The 18,867-nt window shown below is 64.0% G+C and carries 16 protein-coding genes; 11 read left to right on the top strand and 5 right to left on the bottom strand.

Annotated features, from left to right (window positions below; all coding sequences use genetic code 11):
* Positions 1 to 311: 311 nt before the first annotated feature.
* Complete coding sequence (locus E5K00_RS23020) at positions 312 to 2,240, bottom strand: tetratricopeptide repeat-containing sensor histidine kinase (protein WP_135460599.1); 1,929 nt, start codon at positions 2,238 to 2,240, stop codon at positions 312 to 314.
* Positions 2,241 to 2,696: 456 nt separating this feature from the next.
* Here E5K00_RS23020 and E5K00_RS00265 point away from each other — a divergent pair, with 456 nt between their 5' ends.
* The 6 genes from E5K00_RS00265 to E5K00_RS00240 all read left to right on the top strand — a co-directional run bounded on the left by E5K00_RS00265 (position 2,697) and on the right by E5K00_RS00240 (position 7,511).
* A complete protein-coding gene (locus E5K00_RS00265) occupies positions 2,697 to 2,909 on the top strand; it encodes a hypothetical protein (protein ID WP_135460598.1) in 213 nt (70 codons plus the stop codon).
* A 305-nt stretch (positions 2,910 to 3,214) separates the two neighbouring features.
* Entirely contained in the window at positions 3,215 to 4,522 is a 1,308-nt protein-coding gene (locus E5K00_RS00260; RefSeq protein WP_135460597.1) for a PAS domain-containing protein, read from the top strand.
* Positions 4,523 to 4,570: 48 nt separating this feature from the next.
* Positions 4,571 to 4,933 carry a histidine kinase gene (locus tag E5K00_RS00255; protein ID WP_135460596.1) on the top strand — a complete coding sequence of 121 codons (363 nt, stop codon included), beginning with the start codon at positions 4,571 to 4,573 and terminating at the stop codon, positions 4,931 to 4,933.
* A gap of 133 nt (positions 4,934 to 5,066) precedes the next feature.
* Positions 5,067 to 6,098, top strand: a complete 1,032-nt coding sequence (locus E5K00_RS00250) for a S41 family peptidase (RefSeq protein WP_135460595.1) — start codon at positions 5,067 to 5,069, stop codon at positions 6,096 to 6,098.
* Positions 6,099 to 6,145: 47 nt separating this feature from the next.
* Positions 6,146 to 6,595, top strand: coding sequence for a GNAT family N-acetyltransferase (locus E5K00_RS00245; RefSeq protein ID WP_135460594.1), 450 nt, complete (start codon positions 6,146 to 6,148; stop codon positions 6,593 to 6,595).
* Between the two features lie 100 nt (positions 6,596 to 6,695).
* Entirely contained in the window at positions 6,696 to 7,511 is an 816-nt protein-coding gene (locus E5K00_RS00240; protein ID WP_135460593.1) for a hypothetical protein, read from the top strand.
* On the opposite strand, the gene E5K00_RS00235 is transcribed toward E5K00_RS00240, so the two are convergent.
* Positions 7,496 to 8,083, bottom strand: coding sequence for a GNAT family N-acetyltransferase (locus E5K00_RS00235; RefSeq protein WP_135460592.1), 588 nt, complete (start codon positions 8,081 to 8,083; stop codon positions 7,496 to 7,498). The genes E5K00_RS00240 and E5K00_RS00235 overlap by 16 nt on opposite strands.
* 311 nt (positions 8,084 to 8,394) lie before the next feature.
* On the opposite strand from E5K00_RS00235, the gene E5K00_RS00230 reads away from it, so the two are divergent.
* Positions 8,395 to 10,068 (top strand): M28 family peptidase, encoded by a 1,674-nt coding sequence (locus E5K00_RS00230; protein WP_245328175.1) that lies wholly within the window; start codon positions 8,395 to 8,397, stop codon positions 10,066 to 10,068.
* A gap of 222 nt (positions 10,069 to 10,290) precedes the next feature.
* Here the strand turns inward: E5K00_RS00230 and E5K00_RS00225 are convergent, their stop codons facing one another.
* Positions 10,291 to 10,533 (bottom strand): hypothetical protein, encoded by a 243-nt coding sequence (locus E5K00_RS00225; protein WP_135460591.1) that lies wholly within the window; start codon positions 10,531 to 10,533, stop codon positions 10,291 to 10,293.
* A 133-nt stretch (positions 10,534 to 10,666) separates the two neighbouring features.
* Between E5K00_RS00225 and E5K00_RS00220 the strand changes: the two genes are divergently transcribed.
* Positions 10,667 to 12,013 carry a YfcC family protein gene (locus E5K00_RS00220; RefSeq protein WP_135460590.1) on the top strand — a complete coding sequence of 449 codons (1,347 nt, stop codon included), beginning with the start codon at positions 10,667 to 10,669 and terminating at the stop codon, positions 12,011 to 12,013.
* A gap of 440 nt (positions 12,014 to 12,453) precedes the next feature.
* On the opposite strand, the gene E5K00_RS00215 is transcribed toward E5K00_RS00220, so the two are convergent.
* Positions 12,454 to 12,855, bottom strand: a complete 402-nt coding sequence (locus E5K00_RS00215; protein ID WP_135460589.1) for a DUF6960 family protein — start codon at positions 12,853 to 12,855, stop codon at positions 12,454 to 12,456.
* Between the two features lie 241 nt (positions 12,856 to 13,096).
* Complete coding sequence (locus E5K00_RS00210; RefSeq protein ID WP_135460588.1) at positions 13,097 to 13,780, bottom strand: hypothetical protein; 684 nt, start codon at positions 13,778 to 13,780, stop codon at positions 13,097 to 13,099.
* Positions 13,781 to 13,954: 174 nt separating this feature from the next.
* Between E5K00_RS00210 and E5K00_RS00205 the strand changes: the two genes are divergently transcribed.
* The 3 genes from E5K00_RS00205 to E5K00_RS00195 all read left to right on the top strand — a co-directional run bounded on the left by E5K00_RS00205 (position 13,955) and on the right by E5K00_RS00195 (position 18,848).
* Positions 13,955 to 15,772, top strand: a complete 1,818-nt coding sequence (locus tag E5K00_RS00205; RefSeq protein WP_245328174.1) for an alpha-amylase family glycosyl hydrolase — start codon at positions 13,955 to 13,957, stop codon at positions 15,770 to 15,772.
* Positions 15,773 to 15,914: 142 nt separating this feature from the next.
* Entirely contained in the window at positions 15,915 to 17,759 is a 1,845-nt protein-coding gene (locus tag E5K00_RS00200; protein ID WP_135460587.1) for a glycosyltransferase, read from the top strand.
* A 258-nt stretch (positions 17,760 to 18,017) separates the two neighbouring features.
* Positions 18,018 to 18,848 (top strand): DUF4198 domain-containing protein, encoded by an 831-nt coding sequence (locus tag E5K00_RS00195; RefSeq protein ID WP_135460586.1) that lies wholly within the window; start codon positions 18,018 to 18,020, stop codon positions 18,846 to 18,848.
* Positions 18,849 to 18,867 lie beyond the last annotated feature (19 nt).

Raw genomic sequence — 18,867 nt, 5'->3', positions numbered from 1 at the left:
GGAAAAGGCGAAGCGTCGGACGAACCGCCGGCCGGGCCACCCAAAACTGGCAGCCAGCCAGCCGCGGCGGCGGCCAAATATAGGCTCCCACCCTGCTCCCTGCTACCCGCCGCAGCGGCCGCAGACGCAGATAAACTATCTAATCGTTTGCGGTAGCAACTCCGCGTTTGCAGCCTTTGGCCCCGGTTTTCTGCCTTGGCCACTCTGCCAGCCCCGCCGCAGCTTTGGCCTTACGCAGCGTCTCTGCTTCACCTAAACACAAAGCCCGCGTGGGCTAGACGCGGGCTTTGGGCGGACAGAAGTCAAGTTCCTCAACTGCGCAGGGGCAGGGTGATGATAAACTCGGTGCCCTGCCCTTCTTCCGACTCCATTGCCAGCGTGCCGCCGTGCCCGCTGCTGATGATGTCGTGGCTCAGGGAAAGCCCCAGTCCGGTGCCTTCTCCCACGGGCTTGGTGGTGAAAAAGGGCTGAAACACTTTGGTCTTCAGCGCCTCCGCAATACCGGTTCCGTTGTCGCGCACCCTTATTTCGGCGGCCTCGGCCAGCAGGCGGGTCGTGACGGCCACTTCCGGCTGGTATCCGGGGGCGGGCTGGGCGAGCTGGCGCTGGCGCACGGCATAAAACGCGTTGGTGCACAAATTCAGCAGCACCCGGCCCAGGTCGGGGGCAATGACGGCTACGGCGGGCAGCCCCGGCGCCAGGTGCGTGCTGAGCGTGGCCTGAAAATCCGGGTCCTGATGCCGGATGCCCGCGTACGCCAGCCGCAGGTTTTCCGCCACCAGAGCGTTCAGGTCGGTGGCCTCGCGCGGGGCGCTGCCGGTGCGGGCGTGTTCCAGCATGCCCTTGATGATGGCCGTGGCGCGCTGCCCGTGCTGGCTGATGTTCAGGATGTTCTGCTTGAGTCCGTCCAGGATTTCGCGCTCCAGCCGCCCGTCGCGGGCCAGGCGCTGGGCCCCGTTTATCTCATCCACCAGGTCGGTGCTGACTTCGGCAAACTTTTTCACGAAGCTCAGCGGGTTTTGCAGCTCGTGGGCCACGCCGGCGGTCAGCTCGCCCAGAAACGCCATTTTCTCGCGCTGCACCAGCTGAAACTGGGTGCTTTTCAGCTCGGCCAACGACGTTTGCAGGGCCGCGTTGGCCCGCTGCTGCTGCCGCCGGTGCCGCACCAGCAGCAACACCAGCGCCAGCAGCCCCACCAGGCCCGCCACCAGGGCGTAGGTGCGGTAGCGGGTTTTCAGGGCGGCCTGGTCGGCGGCGGCCTGCCGGGCCCGCTCCTGCTCCTGGTAGTTGATGTTTTGCAGGCGCATCACCTTTTCCTGGCCAAAGAGCGTGTCCTTCATCGTCAGCAGCAGGCTCTGGTACTTCAGGGCGCTGTCGGCGGGGCCGCGCCGCTTGAAATCATGGGTGAGCAGGGTGCTGGCATTGAGCACGCCCCGTAGAAAGCCGTTGTGCTGGGCCGCCTGGCAACCCAGGCGGGCGTAGTAGATGCTGGAATCGAGGCGGCCCTGCTGCTGAAAGAGCGTGGCCAGGCCCACGTAGGCGAAGTTGGTGCTCCGCTCGTGGCCCAGCGCCTTCGACTCGGCGATGCTGCGCCGGTAGTAGCCGCGGGCCTCCGCCAGGCGGCCCCGCTTGCGGGCCACCTGCCCCAGCCCGTAGAGAATGTAGTTGGTGGGAGTGTGCAGCTGCCGGGCCAGCGCGTAGGCTTGCTGCTGATAATACTGGGCCGAGTCGAGCTGATTGAACAGGTCGTAGGCCAGCCCGATGTTGCTAAGCTCCAGCACCACGCGGCGCTGGTCGTGGAGCTGCCGGCCCAGGCGCAGCGCCCGGAAGTAGTAGGACAAGCCCTGCTGCTGGTCGCGCAGGTACACGTAGATAATGCCGATGCTGCGCAGGTTCTGGGCCTGTAGCGGCACGTCGTGGCGCACCTCGGCGATGCGTAGGGATTGTTGGAACAGCTCCAGGGCCCGGGCCAGGTTTCGCTCGCGCAGGGCCGCGCCCAGCCGGTTCAGGGCCTCGCCTTCGCCGTGCTGGTAGCCGGTGCGCCGCGCCAGGGCCAGGGCCCGCCGCGCGTAAACCTCGGCCGAGTCGGTGCGCCGGGCCCAGTACTGGTCGCTGATGCTGCACAGCAACAGCACCCGGCTGCTGTCGGACTGGGGCTGCCGGGCCAGCTCGCGCAGGCTGTCGAGCGCCGGGCTCTGGGCAAGGGCTGCGCCAGGGGCAGTCAGGAAAACTAGAAACAAGAAAACAAGCGTCCCGCAGAAGCGAAAAAGGGCAAACATGTGTGGGCAGAAACAGGACCAGGGCAATATAGCACGGCTGAAATACCAACGCCGGCGGGCAGGCAGTATTTCGACCGGTGAATATCCGGCTAATTCGCTTACCAATTGTTATTGAGCCCAAAGCGGGCCATGGGAGCCGGCCCGGCTATCCGGGCCAGGGCCGTTCGGCACCAACTTCCGGTTGAGCTTCCGGGGAACTTACAGACCGAAACCGGAGTGCCGTAGCGAAGATGACCTGGCTTTACTCGTGCCTTCTGGGCCTCTTGCTGCTTTTCGGACCGGCCCCGGCTTACGGCCAGGGCTGCGGCGGCTCCCAGGAGTTCGACTTTACGGTGCGGCACCCTCTCCGACCGGGGCCGTGCCAGTGCCTGCGAAACGCTGCTGTTCTGGGCCCGGCAGCCTTCGAAAGCCGTGCTGGTGGGCGAAAACTCCGCCGGCTGCGTCGGTTACGCCAACGCGCCGCCGGTCCGGACGCCCTGCTACGGGTTTACGCTCACCGCCACGACCCTGCCGTTTCGCCACCAGCTGCCGCGCGAGGCAATCGGGGTGGCCCCGCACTACCGCCTGCGCGACGATGAGGACTGGCTGGCCCAAACCCTACGGCTGCTGCAAACGGACGCCGGCCGCTAAGGGCTTGGCCCAGATGCTACATCCCGACGCGGGTGTAATTCCGTACCTTATGTACCCCGTCACTATCTACTGCTGCGCCGTGTTACTACCCTAGCTCACCCGTCTGCTCCGCTTGCCGCTACGGCCGCGGCCGAGCCTTTTTTGTCGGGCAAGTACAAGCGGAACCTACTTTTCTGCCAAGAAGCCCTTTCATTTTATCCGCAACGATAGGCAATAGGCGGCGGAGTGGTAGATTTGCGCCCCGCCTCGCCGAAACGCCCTGCTTTTTGGCGCCTTCCTTCCCCTATCCAGACCTTACCCCGTTCATGGCCCCCTCTGCAACTCCGGTCGATTACCAACACTTATTCCGCTCCCTGCCCGAAAACCTGATGCTGATGGCCCCCGACGCGACCATCATCGACAACACCGATGGGCACGAGCAGGTGTCGCTGAAAAAGCGGGAGGAGGTGATTGGCCGCAACATGTTCGACGCCTTCCCGTCGGTCGATAAAAACCAGGGCGACATCATTTTCCAGTCGCAGGAGTACGTGCGCCAGCACCGGCAGCCCCACACCATGCCCGTTATTCGCTACGACTTGGAGGTGCCGGCCGAGCGCGGCGGGGGCTTCGAGGAGCTGTATTGGCAGGCCACGCACTACCCCATTCTGAACGAGCAGGGCGAGCTGCTCTACATTCTGCAGCGCACCCAGGATATTACGGAGCAGTACCAGGCCGAGCGCCGCAACCAGGCCATGCAGCGGGAGCTGGCCGAAAATCAGGAGCGCACCCGCTTTATCCTGGAGTCGCTGCCGGTGCTGATCTGGACGGCCACGCCCGACGGGCAGCGCGACTTTTTCAACCAGCGCTGGCTCTCGATGACCGGCAAGGAAAACGACGAGGTAATGGGCATGCGGTGGCTGGACTCGGTGCACCCCGCCGACCGGCCCACCGTGGAGCGCGTGTGGCAGGAGTCCGTGACGCAGGGCGTTATCTACCAGGTGGAGTACCGCCTGCGCCGCCACGACGGGCAATACCGCTGGGTGCTGGTGCGGGCCACGCCCCGCCGCAACGCCGCCGGCGACATTACCATGTGGGTCGGCTGCGGTACCGACATTCACGACCAGAAGCAATTGGTGGAAGAGCTGCTGGAAGCCAACGAGCAGCAGTCGACGCTGTCCGACCAGGCTTACCAAGCCTACCAGCTGGCCCAGAGCCAGAAGGAAATGTTCTACAACCTGTTTCAGCAGGCCCCGGCCCTGATCTGCATTCTGACGGGCCCCGAGCACCGCTTCGAGTTTGTGAACCCGCGCTACCAGGAGCTGTTCCAGGAGCGGCAGCTGGTGGGCAAAACGGTGGAGGAAGCCCTGCCCGAGGTAATCGAGCAAGGGTTCGTGGGGCTGCTCGACAACGTCTACAACACGGGCGAAACGTTCTACGGCAACGAAATTTCCATTATGCTGGACGGCCCGGCTGGCACGGCGCCGCGCCAGCTCTACCTGAACTTCACCTACCAGCTCTACTACGAGCACGGCGCCAAAGCCGGTATTTCGGTGTTTGCCTACGACGTAACCGCCCTGGTGCAGGCCCGCAAAGGCCTCGAAAAAAATCAAAGCTCCGCCGCTGATGCGTCCTAATATGATGGTTCTGTTTCTCATCCTTCCGGGCTTGGCCCACCTCCTGCGATGGACATAACCACCCTGGATTTTCAGCAGGCCCGCATCAAGCAGGTCCTGTTCAAGTCGCGGTTGCGCTCGGTGCTCTACGGGGTGCGCGAGGCCGACGCGGCCCTGTTTTCGCTGCGCGAAAACCCGCTGGCCCAGTGGCTGCAAACCGTGGTGAAGCCCCGCTACGGCGGCCGCCCGGAAGTACTCGAAATTGAGCGGGCCATTCAAAGCATGCTCGACACCAGCCAGAAGCTCGTGACCCAGTACCAGCGCGGCCACATCGAGGAGTCGCGCAGCGGCCTCGAGCAGGTCGACGTGTACTCGGACCGCATCGAAAAGCTGCTGCAAAAACTGGAACAGGGCAGCACGGCCGGGTTGTAGCCGCCGCCAGCCCCGTAGCTTGCCAAGGCCCTGGTTCCGCCCGGAATCAGGGCCTTGCGCTGTTTTGGCGGGGTTGGTGGCGGGCCGGAATTCGGCGTAGCTTGCGGCTCTTTCCCACCTACTCCGCCAGCCGATGCGCAAGCTGTTCTTCGTCCCGCTGTTCCTGAGCCTTGCAACCGCCGCCCAGGCCCAGCACAATTCCTACGGCATTACCGACAGCGTCAAAACCTACCTGGATAAGAGCCTGGACGTGTTTCAGACCTACGCCCTGCACCGCGCCGAGGTCGACTGGCCCCGGCTGCGCGAAACGGCCTACGCCAAGGCCGCCGGGGCCACCACCTACGAGGCCCTGACGCCCCTCTACCCCTTCCTGTTCGAGCAGGTGCAGGACCACCACGGCTGGTACAGCTTCCGGGGCAAAAAGTACGGCTGGAGCAAGCCGACCCCGCCCTACGCCAACGCGGCCGTGCTCGACGAGCTGAAAAAGAAGCCCGGCGTGCGGGTGCGGATCCTCAACAAGAACGTGGGCTACCTGCTGATTCCGGGCAACTCGGACTTTGGCATGAGCAACGTCACGGCCAACGCCCAGGCCATCCGCGACTCAATCTGCCGGGTGCAGCAGGGCCGCCGCCTCAAGGGCTGGATTGTGGATTTGCGCCTCAACGACGGGGGCAACATGTACCCCATGCTGGCCGGGCTGGGCAGCCTGCTCGGCGACGGTCTGCTCGGCGGCTTCGTGGAACCCCGGGGTGAGAGCAGCGGCCAGTGGATTATCCGAAAGGGCGACATGTACGTGGATACCAACCGCGTGACGCGGGTGCTGGACCGGTGCCCAAGCCCGAAGAAAAACGTGCCGGTGGCGGTGCTGCTCAGCGGCCGTACGGCCAGCGCCGGCGAAGTCGTGGCCATCAGCTTCGCGGGGCGGCCCAACGCCCGCAGCTTCGGCGAGCCCAGCGCGGGCTATACCACCGCCAACGACGGCCACAAGCTGCCCGGCGGGGCGGGCCTCACCCTGGCCGGCACCTACGAGGTAGACCGCAACAGCAGGGCCTACATCGACAAGGTATTGCCCGACGTGGAAATTATCGGGGGTGACAACTTCACTACTTTTGCCGATGACCAGAAGATCCGGGCGGCGCTGCGGTGGCTGAAGAAGGCCCGGTAGCGCGCCGGCGCTTTGGTTTCTACCCTTCACCCATTGCCCCCACGCCCATGCAGCTCACCTGGATCAGCAAGCCCTTCGCCGCCCTCACCCTCACCGAACTCTACGACGCGCTACAGCTGCGCATGGAAGTGTTCGTGGTGGAGCAGAACTGCCCGTTTCAGGACATCGACGGGCTGGACGCCGCCGCGGTTCACCTGCTGGGCTACACCGCCGAGGGCAAGCTGGCCGCCGGCGCCCGCCTCTTCGACGCGGGCCAGTGCTACGCGCAGGTCAGCATCGGGCGGGTGGTGGTGTCGCCGGCGCTGCGGCGCTTCGGCCTGGGCCAGGAGCTGATGCGGCAGGCCATTGCCCACTGCGCGCAGCTATTCGGCCCCCAGCCCATCAAAATCGGGGCCCAGCAGTACCTGGAGCGGTTTTACCAGGGCTTCGGCTTCGGGCAGATTGGCGACATGTACCTGGAAGATGGGATTCCGCATATCTACATGCTGCGGCCTTAAAGTTGGCGGCGGCCGGCGGTAATGTGCGGGCTTTCGGGTAAATTTAGGAGTTAAACGGTGCCCTAACCCGGTGGAGGTGCGCGGGTTTGGCTTCCTCCTGATGAAATACCGCTACCTGTTTTTACTGCTCGGCTTACTCGGCGCTACTCTCCACTCGCCCCTGCCGCCCCTGCACATTGCGGAGCGCTTCGTGGCCCGGGAAGGCTGGCCGGCCATGCGCGACTACCTGTGCTGCGAAGCCGAGCAGCAGGCCCGGCGCCAAACCCTGGGCCAGCAGATTCCGGCCCGCATGGCCCGGGCCTGCGAGGTGGTGCAGCAAACCGACAGCACGGCGGTGGTGGCCGTGGAGCTGCGCGACTCCACCGGCGGCAACGACTTCTACCTGCACTTCGTGAAGCAGGCCACCTGGAAGCTGCAAGCCGTGCGCGGCCTGGCCATGACCAACTTCGGCCGGCAGATGCTCACGGTGCTTGAAAGCCTGCCCGCCGCCGAGCGGGCCCGCTACAACCAGACCCACCCCCAGGCCGAGTACGACTTCACCGTCAACAACATCCGCCTCTGGATTGGCTCCGACGCCGACATCGAGGCCCACTTCACCCGGCGGCAGGCCGATTTCAACAAAGCCGTGCAGCTGCTGCAACGCCGCCCCGACTTTCAGGCCCCGGCCGCTGATGAGGACGCGGCCAACGCCGACCCGGTTATCAACCGCCTGCTCAAGTCACTCTACATCAGCCGGGTAACGCGCAAGGCCGCCGACTGCGACGCCTGCGTGGCATTCGTAATCGGCGGCCTGATTGACAATACCGTGGGGCTGCTCTACGAGCCAGACGCCCGCAAAGTGCCCCCGATGAACCCCGAGTCCCTGATTGTGGTGAAGCCCCTGGGCCAGGGCTGGTACCTCTACAAAACGTCCTGAGCCGGCAGCGGCGCCGGCGTCAGCGTGGGCTTGGCCTTGCCGTAGAGCTTGTCCCACTCGGCTTCCAGCATGCTCATCTCCGTCAGGCTCCAGTAGGCCCCGTTGAAGTACAGACTCTCGCGCGAGGTGCCTTCCAGCACCATGCCGGCCTTGGTGTAGCAGCCAATGGCGCCCTTGTTGAAGTCGTACACGCCCAGGTCGATGCGGTGCAGGCCCAGCTGCTCGAAGCCGATTTTCAGGATGGCCTTGATCATGCCCTGGCAAATGCCGCGGCCCCGCTCCTGGTGGCTGCCCACCAGCACCCGGCTGATGCGGCCCGAGCGGTTTTTGCGGCTGATGCCGCCCAGGGAAATATGGCCCACCACCTCGTTGGTTTTGCTGTCGACGGCCCGGTACACGAAAGCGTCGGAGGTGAGCGGGTCGTTGGTGTCTTCGATGTACCAGGCCAGGCTTTCCTGGGTCAGGGGAAACGAAAACAGGGAGCCCGACCAGCTCATCAGCAGCTCCTCATCTTTAATCCATTCGATGAGCTGGGAAAAATCGGCTTGGGTGAATGGCTCCAGTCTGATCATTATAACACGTTTTTTGAATTTTTCCAAGTAGACTGTTTTAAGCACAGTTGAGCTTCCAGCGAGGCCAGGGCCGGCGCGCCACCACGAACAAACCAGAAAGAGGCAGGATGAGCCGGACCAGGCTTACCGGGCCGCAAGATACGCATTTGGGTGCAGCTGAGCAGTATATCCCACCTCTGCGCCGACGGATTTTCGTCTACTCCGGAAAAAATTCCGCCACCGGCCGCCTTTCCCCCGTTGAATACTCTTTTTGGCGGTGCCACCCGCGGGCGGCGCTTCCTGAGTAACAGTACTTTTCCGTTCCGGATCTGATGATGCTTCTTCCTTTTTCGCGCGCAGCCCTGCTGGCGTTCGGCAGCCTCGCCCTGGCCGGCGCTACGGCGCAGGCCCAGCGGCTTACTCTCGATAAGAAAACCACCAAGGCGCTGCAGAAAGTGCAGCCCGACGACCTCAAAGCCCACGTTCAGTACCTGGCCGACGACCGGCTGCTGGGCCGCCGCCCCGGCACGCCCGGCTACCAGCTGGCCGTCGACTACGTGACGGCGCGGCTCCGGAGCCTGGGCGTGGAGCCGGCCGGCGACGAAGGCAGCTTCGTGCAGCGCGTGCGGCTGCGGCGGGCCTTCAGCAACCCGGCCACCTCGGCGCTGGTGCTGCGCCTCGGCTCCGCCGCGCCCGTGCCGCTGGCCCCGGCCCAGGAGTTTGTGCTCTACCCCCACCCCGAGCTGCCCAGCGTTGCCGTCGATGCCCCGCTGGTGTTTGCCGGCTACGGCATCAGTGCCCCCGAGCTACACTACGACGACTACGCCGGCCTCGACGTGCAGGGCAAAATCGTGGTGGTGGTGCGCGGGGCGCCCCAGGCCTTTCCCTCGACGGTAGCGGCCGCCAGCCAGGACGTGCTGGCTATTCTGCAGAATGCTACCCGCCACGGGGCCGTGGGCGTGCTGCTGGCCGCGCGCAACCCCAAGGCGGGCCTGCCCAGCTTCCGGCAGGGCGTATACAGCGTGCTGGACCCCGATGGCAAGGTGGCGGCCTCGCGCAGCTACGCGCCGGGCACGGGCCTGAAGGTGCTGGGCGCCGTGGGTGCCGGCACGCTGCAAACCCTGCTACGGCAGGCCACCACCGATACCTCGGCCGTCTTTTCCGCCCTGGGTGCCGGCCGGCCCGCGTCGGTAGCGTTGCGCAGCGCGGCTAAGCTCACGAACATCTCCACCTATCAGGACCTGGACAGCTACAACGTGGTGGGCAAGCTCACCGGCTCCGACGCTAGGCTGCGCGACGAGTACGTGGTGCACAGCGCCCACCTCGACCACCTGGGCGTGGGGGCCCCGGTGAAGGGCGACTCGATCTACAACGGGGCCCACGACAACGCCTCGGGCGTGGCCAGCGTGCTGGAAATTGCCCGCCTCTACAGCCATTTGCCCCAGAAACCCCGCCGCTCGGTGCTGTTCGTGCTCCAAACCGGCGAGGAGCTGGGGCTGCTGGGCTCGGCCTATTTCGCGGCCCGGCCCACCGTGCCGAAAAAGCAGCTCGTGGCCGACATCAACACCGACATGCCCACCATCATTGCCCCGCTGCTGTCGGTGGTGGCGCTGGGGGCCCAGCATTCCAGCCTGGCCGAGCCGGTGAACAAAGCCGCTGAATACTTGCAACTGAGCGTGGAAGCCGACCCCGAGCCCGAGCAAAACCGCTTTATTCGCTCCGACCAGTACAGCTTCGTGATGCAGGGCATTCCGGCGCTGCACATCAAGTACGGCAACAAAACCGCCGACGGCAAAAACGACCTGAGCAAGACCGTGCAGGCCTGGCGGGCCGCCACCTACCACAAGCCCCAGGACGACATGAGCGGCACGTTCGACTTCGAGGCCGGCAAAAAGTACGTGCAGCTCAACTTCCTGATCGGCTACCAGGTGGCCCAGGCAGAGGCGCGCCCCACCTGGAACCCCGGCGACTTTTTCGGGGTGTGGTTTGGCGGCAAGCAGTTTTAGTTGTTCGTTGGCAGTTGACAGTTGTTAGAGTTGTCATCCTGAGCATTCCGCGCATTAAGCGGCGACGAAGGACCTTCCTCTGATAAGTGACAAACGTTCTTCAACGCGCAAAAGCCCTTTACCATCGGCACGGTAAAGGGCTTTTTTACATTTACTCGGGACTTGTCACTCAGATAAGGAAGGTCCTTCGCAAGGCTCAGGATGACCGGCAAAAAACTTCCGCTACACCTCCGGCAGGCGGATTTTTTCCAGGTAGGCCGTCAGGCCGTGGGAGTGCTGGAAGAGGTGAATGAACAGGATGTGCTCCTCGCCTTTGCTGCGCCACACCTCGGCGTAAAAGTCGCCCAGCGCGTAGAGGCGCAGCTCGAAGCTGTCCTCGGTACGGTCGGACAGGAAGTGGCCGCACCGATGCAGCACGTCGGCCTGCTGGCCCATGGGCAACTGTTTGAAGGAGACTAAACGCATACGAGCAGACACAACCGACCCGGCCGGGCGCGGGTTCCGGCCCCGGGCCCTTCCCTGGCAAGTTCGGTAGCAGCTGGCGGATTCCTCCTATTTTTCGCGGATTATTGCCCGCTCTTTCACCTTTGCCTCCCTGATGAAGACCCTGCGCTTCCCCCACCCGCTCGTGCTGCTGCTCGGGTTTATCCTGCTGGCCACGCTGCTGAGCTACGTGCTGCCCGCCGGCGAATTTGCCCGCCACGCCGATGCCGCCACCGGCCGCGACGTGGTGGTACCCGGCTCCTACCACGCCGTACCCGCCACGCCGGTTTCGCTGGCCGAGGCCATGGTGGCCATTCCCAAGGGCATGGCCGATGCCGCCGCCGTCATCTTCTTCGTGTTTCTGGCCGGCGGCACGTTCACCGTCGTCGACCAGACCGGGGCCCTGCACCGCGGCGTCGACTGGCTGCTGAGCAAATTGCGTAGCCGGCAGGTGCTGGTCATTCCCATTGTTTCCCTGCTGTTTGCCACGATGGGGGTGCTGGAAAACATGCAGGAGGAAATCATTCCGCTGATACCCGTGCTGCTGGTGCTGATGCGCCGCCTGGGCTACCCCGTCATTACGGCGGCGGCCGTGAGCATCGGGGCCGCCGCCGTGGGTGCCTCGTTTAGTCCGCTGAACCCGTTCCAGGTCGGCATTGCCCAGAAGCTGGCCCAGCTGCCGCTGCTCTCGGGCGCGGGGTTCCGGCTGGCATTTCTGGCCCTGGCCCTGCTCATCTGGATTGGGGGCACGATGCGCTACGCGGCCAACCACCGGGTAGCGCCCGAGCTCTTGCCGGAAGAGGAAGCCCCCACGGCCGGCGCGGGCCGGCAGGGCCTGGTGCTGCTGCTGCTGCTGACCACCTTTGCCGTGTTCACCTACGGCGTGCTGAAGCTGGAATGGGGCTTTGAGCAGATGGCCGCCCTGTTTTTCGTGCTGGGCGTGCTGGCCGGCCTGGTGGGCGGACTGGGCGTCAATGGCACGGCCGAGGCCTTCATCGTGGGCTTCCGCGACCTGGCGTTTTCGGCCCTGCTCATCGGCTTTGCCCGCGCCATTTTCGTGGTGCTCGAGCAGGGCCACATCGTCGATACCATCGTCAACGGCCTGTCGGCCCCGCTGGCGCAGCTGCCCGTCACGCTCTCGGCCCTGAGCATGATTGGCGTGCACACGGCCCTGCACCTGCCCGTGCCCAGCGTAAGCGGGCAGGCCGTGCTCACCATGCCCATCCTCACGCCCCTCTCCGACCTGCTGGGTTTGCCGCGCCAGGTCACGGTGCTGGCCTTCCAGTACGGGGCGGGCCTGTGCGAAATCATCACGCCCACCAACGGGGCCCTGGTCGCCATTGTGGCCGCCTGCGGCGCGCGGTTCGACGCGTGGTGGAAATTCGTGCTGCCGCTCTACTTCGCCCTACTAGCCCTGGCCGCCGTAGCCATCATCATCGGCGTCGCCATCGGGCTTTCTTAATGTGCTAATGTGAGTTGAATGTGCTCAGGTGCTAATGTGAGCTGAATGGGAGGAATGTGGGGAATGTGTCCTTGCGAGCCACGCGAAGTACCCGAAGGACAGCATAGCTAATCTGTCCGCTGAAACGTACTGCACCTGCTAGTGTCAAAAGCTCTGACGCCTGAACCGTGTAACGTGAAGTTTCACTTCGCGAGGCGTTGCACGACGGTCGTTCGGCCGGCTCCAACGCCTCGCGAAGTGGAACTTTGCGTTACAAGCAAAAGCCCTTTCCCGCGCGAGCAGGAAAGGGCTTTCTGGTAAAAGGATGGGGCATACTGCGCAGAGGACGGATTAGCTACGCTGTCCTTCGGGTGCTTCGCGTGGCTCGCAAGGACACATTCCCCACATTCAGCACATTCAACTCACATTAGCACCTGAGCACATTCTCCCACATTAGCACATTAACTCAGCCGCAGCTCCTCGGCTTCGAACACGCGTTTTACTTTGCGCTTTTTCTCGACCAGCTGAAACCGGGCGCGGTGCTGGGCCTCGTCCCAGTACACGTCCGAAATCAGGCCGCGGTGCGGGGGCCGGCCGGGCTCGGGGTTGGTTTCCTCCACCAGGTCGCCGAAGCTGAACGGGGGCTTGTCGTGCAACTCGTTGAACAGTTCGCCGCTGACTTTAAACTGCTGCTCGTCGTAGCGCAGCAGAATCCAGTCGTCGGTTTCGTCGATTTTCTCGAACAGCTTACCCATCGGCTCCAGCCACTCGAAGGTGCGGCGGTTGGCGGGGTGAATGTAGCGGAAGCCGAAATCGGGCGTCCAGGAATACAGGCCGTAGGTGACGGGTTTGGGACGGGGCATGAAAGCAGAAATACGGATTAGAAAGCGCCGAGCCAGGTGCTGAACCGCGTTTTGCGGCAGCAGTCGGCATCTAATTACAACACCAAAATTCCGCTATTTATTCCCGGCCGGCAATCTTACCGCCGGGATTTACGGCAAAATCCCGGCGGACTTTGCCGTAAATCCCGGCGGATTTTCCTCGTAATCCGCCGGGACTTTGCCCGCCTGGGGCGGCCGCGAGGCCGGTTAGCCGGGCCTGCCGCTACGCCGGGCCACCTTCCTGCTGCCGCCGCCGGGCGTGCGCCACGAGCCGGTCGCGGTGGGCGGCTCCATCGTGCAGATGGGCAAAGGAAAACTGCTGGCGCGTGCCGTCGGTGCGGTGCACCACCACGTCGGCCGGGCCGCTGGGCTCCACCGTGGCCACGTCGGCCCACTTGAAGCCGAAAGCCGGGCCCCACAGCCGCAGCCGGCCGCCAAAGCCGTCGGCGTGCAGATGCAGGTGCCGCCGCTGGTGGATGCGGGAAACAGTAAACGCCAGAAAAATAAAAAAGCCCGCCACGGCATAGTACAGGTAGGGCAGGAGGTGAAACGTGGGCGTGCCGCGCCGCAGGTCGGCCTCGTGGTGCCGGTGCCAGATGTGGTAGCCCTCCAGGGCCAGAATACCGGCGGCGGCCAGCTCCAGCCAGGCGACCTTCTCGGTGTGGTGCGGGTGCTGTTTGAGGTGGCGCATTTCCCGCACCATCAGCAGCACGTAGGCAGCGCCCACCACAAACTCCAGCATGGTCACGGCGCTCAGCTGCTCCGCGCCCGACAGGGTAGCCAGGGCGGTGGTCAGCAGCACAAAGGCCGGCACGATGTGCGAGAGGGCCTTGCCCCGCTGCCGCCGGACGTGCCGGTGGTCGTAGAGCGTAATCCGTTCGAAGACAGGGGCGTCGGGAGCATTCATGGGGTCAAGCACGGTATTTTTCCGTTTTTCCACAACGGGCCTTGCCGCCGGGCCGGGCCGGTTTTTTTACTTCAGCCTCAACCCGTTGAAACGCGGCGAATAACCTCAACACTAGAAAAGCAGTTAGATACCTACAGCGGCCCGCTCTATGGGCCGTGTTATCTTTTGCTTCCAATGCCCGAAACTGACCTACCCTCCGCTCCCGCGCTGCAAGCCGGCATGGGCGCCATTCCACACACCAGCGGCACTACCTTCCGCGTCTGGGCGCCCAACGCCGATGCCGTTGCCGTCGTGGGCCCCTTCAACGACTGGAACCCCAAGCAACACCCCCTGACCCACGAAGCCGACGGCTACTGGGCCACCGACATTGCCGACCTTGCGCCCGGCACCGAGTACAAATTCTGGCTCCGCGCCGGCGACGGTGAGCTAACCCGCCACGACCCCTACGCCCGGGAAGTAACCCACTCGGCCGGCAACTCGGTGGTGCCCAACCACGCCTTCGACTGGGCCGACGACCAGTTTCAGATGCCGGCCTGGAACGAGCTGGTGATTTACGAGCTGCACGTGGGCACCTTCAACGCCCCCGACCCCAGCCGCCCCGGCACCTTCCTCGACGTGGTGGAAAAGCTCGACTACCTGCGCGGACTGGGCATCAACGCCATTGAGATTATGCCGCCCACCGAGTTTCCCGGTGGCCGCAGCTGGGGCTACAACCCGGCCCACCCCTTTGCCCTGGAAACCGACTACGGCGGACCGCAGGCGTTCAAGGAGCTGGTCAAGCAGGCCCACCGCCACGGCATTGCCGTCATTCTGGACGTGGTGTACAACCACTTCGGCCCCGGCGACCTGGACCTCTGGCAGTTCGACGGCTGGCAGGAAAACGACGGCGGCGGCATTTACTTCTACAACGACTGGCGCGCCGAAACGCCCTGGGGCCACAACCGCCCCGACTACGGCCGCCCCGAAGTGCGCCGCTACATTCGCGACAATGCCCTGATGTGGCTCGAAGACTACCGCGTGGACGGCCTGCGCTGCGACTCCATCTCCCACATCCGCAACGTGGACGGCTCCAACGACCCCGCCCGCGACCTGCCCGAGGGCTGGAGCCTGATGAAGTGGATCAATGAGGAAATCCAGGAGAAAATGCCCTGGAAAATCACCATTGCCGAGGACTTGCAGGGCAACCCCTACATCACCCGGGCCACCACCGACGAGGGCCAGGGCTTTTCGGCCCAGTGGGATGCCGCCTTCGTCAACATCCTGCGCGACGCCCTGACCACGCCCCACGACGCGGACCGCAACCTCGCGGCCGTGGCCGAAACCTTGGCCCAGACCTATAACGGCGACGCCTTCCAGCGCATCATCTACACCGAGTCGCACGATGAGGTAGCCAACGGCAAGTCGCGGGTAACCGAGGAAATCATGCCCGGCGACGCCCACAGCTGGTTTCCGAAGAAGCGCGCCACCCTCGGGGCGGCCCTGGTCTTTACCGCGCCCGGCATCCCGATGATGTTTCAGGGCCAGGAAATGCTGGCCGACGGCTACTTCTCCGACGACCAGCCCCTGGAGTGGGCGCACGCCGAGCAGCACGCCGGCCTGGTGCACCTCTACCGCGACCTGATCCGGCTGCGCCGCAACCTCGACGGCCATACCCGCGGCCTGCTGGGCCAGCACACGGAGGTATTCCACGTGAATGAGGCCGACAAAATCCTGGCTTTCCGCCGCTGGGACCAGGGCGGGGCCGGCGACGAAACTATCATCGTGGCCAACTTCGCCGACCAGACCCACCCGGCCTACGCCGTGGGCCTGCCGGCCGGCGGCCACTGGCGGGTGCGCTTCAACAGCGACTGGGAAGGCTACGACGAGGAGTTCGGCAACTTCGAAAGCCTGGATACCGAGGCCACCGAGGGCGAATACGACGGGCTGCCCTTCCACGCCACGTTTGGCCTGGCCCCGTATTCGGTGCTGATTATTTCGCAGGAAGCTCAGTAGTTCGTTCCCGCAGAGGAGCGTAGAGATTTTGCGGAGGTGCGCGCAGGGTTTTCTTCTGCGGACCTCAGCGAAAACTCTGCGCTCCTCTGCGGGAAATGTCGATAGGGCCCATATCTTGCCAGTCCACGCCAAAACCCACCGCATGCAAGTTCCGCTCCCCACCCCCGAAGCCATTTCGCCCGACGCGCTGCTCGTGGAAGTTGCCTGGGAAGTCTGCAATCAGGTCGGCGGCATCTACACCGTGATTCGCTCGAAAGTGCCGGCTACGGTGCTGGGCTGGGACGACCGGTATTGCCTGCTGGGCCCCTACTTTGCCGCTCAGGCCCAGAGCGAGTTTGAGCCCCTGGAAGACTACGCCTTCGAGCGGCTGCCCACCGACGACCCGTTTGCCGCCGCCGTGCGCCAGATGCGGGCCCAGGGCTACGAGGTGCACTACGGCCACTGGCTCGTGACGGGCAAGCCCCGGGTGGTGCTCATCAACCCCTACCAGGCCTACGACCGGCTGGGCCAGATCAAGGCCGACCTGTGGAACCACCACGGCATCCCGACGCCCGACAATGACGACCTGCTCCACCAGGTGGAGGCCTTTGGCCACCAGGCCAAGCACTTTCTGCAGCTGCTGGCCGAGGCCGTGGTGCCGCCCAAGCGCGTCATTGCCCACTTTCACGAGTGGATGACCGGCGTGGCCATTCCGGATCTGCGGCGCGAGCAGGTGCCCTTGCACATCGTGTTTACCACGCACGCCACGCTGCTGGGCCGCTACCTGGCCATGAATGACCCCAACTTCTACGACCACCTGATGCAGGTGAACTGGGCCGCGGAAGCCGTGCATTTCAACATCGAAACCGCCGTGCGCATCGAGCGGGCCGCCGCCCACGGCTCCCACGTGTTTACCACCGTGAGCGAGCTGACCGTGCGCGAGTGCATCTACCTGCTCGACCGGATTCCGGACGCGGTGCTGCCCAACGGCCTGAATATCGAGCGGTTTGTGGCCTTGCACGAGTTTCAGAACCTGCACCAGCAGTATAAGTCCAAGATTCACGAGTTCGTGATGGCCCATTTCTTCCAGAGCTACTCGTTTGATCTGGACAACACGCTCTACCTCTTCACCTCGGGCCGCTACGAGTACCACAACAAGGGCTTCGACCTGACCCTGGAGGCCCTGGCCCGGCTGAATTACCGCCTGCAACAAAGCGGACTGGAAGGCCAGGTGGTCATGTTTTTCATCACCAAGCGCCCCTTCCACAGCATCAATCCGCAGGTGCTGCAGAGCCGGGCCATTCTGGATGAGGTGCAGGAAACCTGCGAGGCCATCGAGCGGCAGGTGGGCGAGCGGCTGTTCTACGCCGCCGCCGCCAGCACCGACCACCGCCTGCCCGACCTCGACGCCCTAGTCGATGACTACTGGAAGCTGCGCTACCGCCGCACCTTGCAAAGCTGGAAAACGACGAACCTGCCCCCGGTCATCACCCACAACCTGGTGGACGACGCGGGCGACGACATCCTGAACTTTCTGCGCCGCGCCAACCTGGTCAACAACCAGCACGACCGGGTCAAAATCGTGTACCACCCCGACTTCGTGTCGCCCACCTCGCCCCTGTTCGGCATGGAGTACGGGCAGTTCGTGCGCGGCTGTCACCTGGGCATTTTCCCGAGCTACTACGAGCCCTGGGGCTACACTCCGCTCGAGTGCGTGGCCCGGGGGGTGCCGGCCATTACCTCCGATCTGTCGGGCTTCGGCGACTACGTGATGGAAACCGTGCCCGACCACGAGGCCAAGGGTATTTACGTGGTCAAGCGCCAGGAAAAGAGCTTCGACGAGTCGGCCGAGGAGTTGACCGACATGCTCTGGAACTTCGTGCAGCTCAACCGCCGGGAGCGAATCATGCAGCGCAACAACGTGGAAAGCTCGGCCGAGCTCTACGACTGGAAAAACCTGCGCGTGCACTACGACCGGGCCTACGCCCTGGCCCTGGAACGGCAGTAACGCCGCGCCCGGGCGCGGCCGTCGATTCTTTCCCCAAAGCCTGGCCTCTCTCGAAGCTAGGCTTTGGTATGTTAGTGTAGGGGTTTACTTTGCGGAGCTGAGCACGGCGGCCCCAGTACTTCTTACCCGGATTAGTACGTAATTAGCACTCCGTATTAATTACCGGAAGCAGCCTGCTTAATTTTTAGAATAGCCCAGCCCCTACGTCAATTATCAGGGCTTCATTATTTCTTAATTATCCCTTTTGCATTTTAGCCTGTGATACGCGTCCTGCAATTGGTGGCTCTGGCACTGCTGTTATTTACGGGCAATGCCTGGGCCCACGAATTTTGGTTGTTGCCGGCTCGTTTTTTTGTCACGCCGGGCGAAAAAATCAACCTGCACGTTTTTGTGGGCGGAAATTTTACCGGAACCCGTTGGCTGGGCAAGTCCAGCCGCCTGACCAGCTTTGTGCACTACTCCCCCACCGACACCACCGACTTAACCGCCCTGGCTACCCGCGCCGACACGCTAAGCACCAGCGTCGAGCTGCTCCAGCCCGGGGTGCACCTGCTGGCTTTCAGTACCAACAACGCTTTTCTGGAACTGGACGCGCCCAAGTTCAACGCCTACCTGCAAGAGAATGGCTTAGAGCGAATTGCTGCCCTGCGCCAGCAGCGCGGCGAAGCCGACAAGCCCGGCCGGGAGGCCTACCGGCGCTGCGCCAAAACGCTGGTGCAGGTGGGCTCGGGCAGCACCGGCGCCCTGCCCGCCTACGCCTGGCATACCGGGCAGCCGCTGGAAATTGTTCCCGAACAAAACCCGTATTCCCTGCCCGCCGATGCCGCCCTCACCTGCCTGATTCTGTACCGGGGCCAGCCCCTGCCGGCTGCGCTGGTGCAGGTGTGGCAGCGCGCCCCCGGCCAGCCCACGCGCCTAAGCCAGCTGCACGCCAACAAAAACGGCCGGGTGCTGTTTCGCCTTAACACGCCGGGCAACTACATGGTAAGTTCGGTGTATATGGAGCCGGCGGCCGACCACAAAGCGGCCGATTGGCAAAGTACCTGGGCCACGCTCACCTTTGGAATAGCTGGCCGGCGCCTGAAATAATTTCTATATTTTGCCTACC

Origin of the sequence: Hymenobacter aquaticus, assembly GCF_004765605.1 — a bacterium.
GTDB lineage: Bacteria > Bacteroidota > Bacteroidia > Cytophagales > Hymenobacteraceae > Hymenobacter > Hymenobacter aquaticus.
Note: the sequence above shows the minus strand (reverse complement) of the source record. Positions and strands in the feature narration are given on the sequence as shown.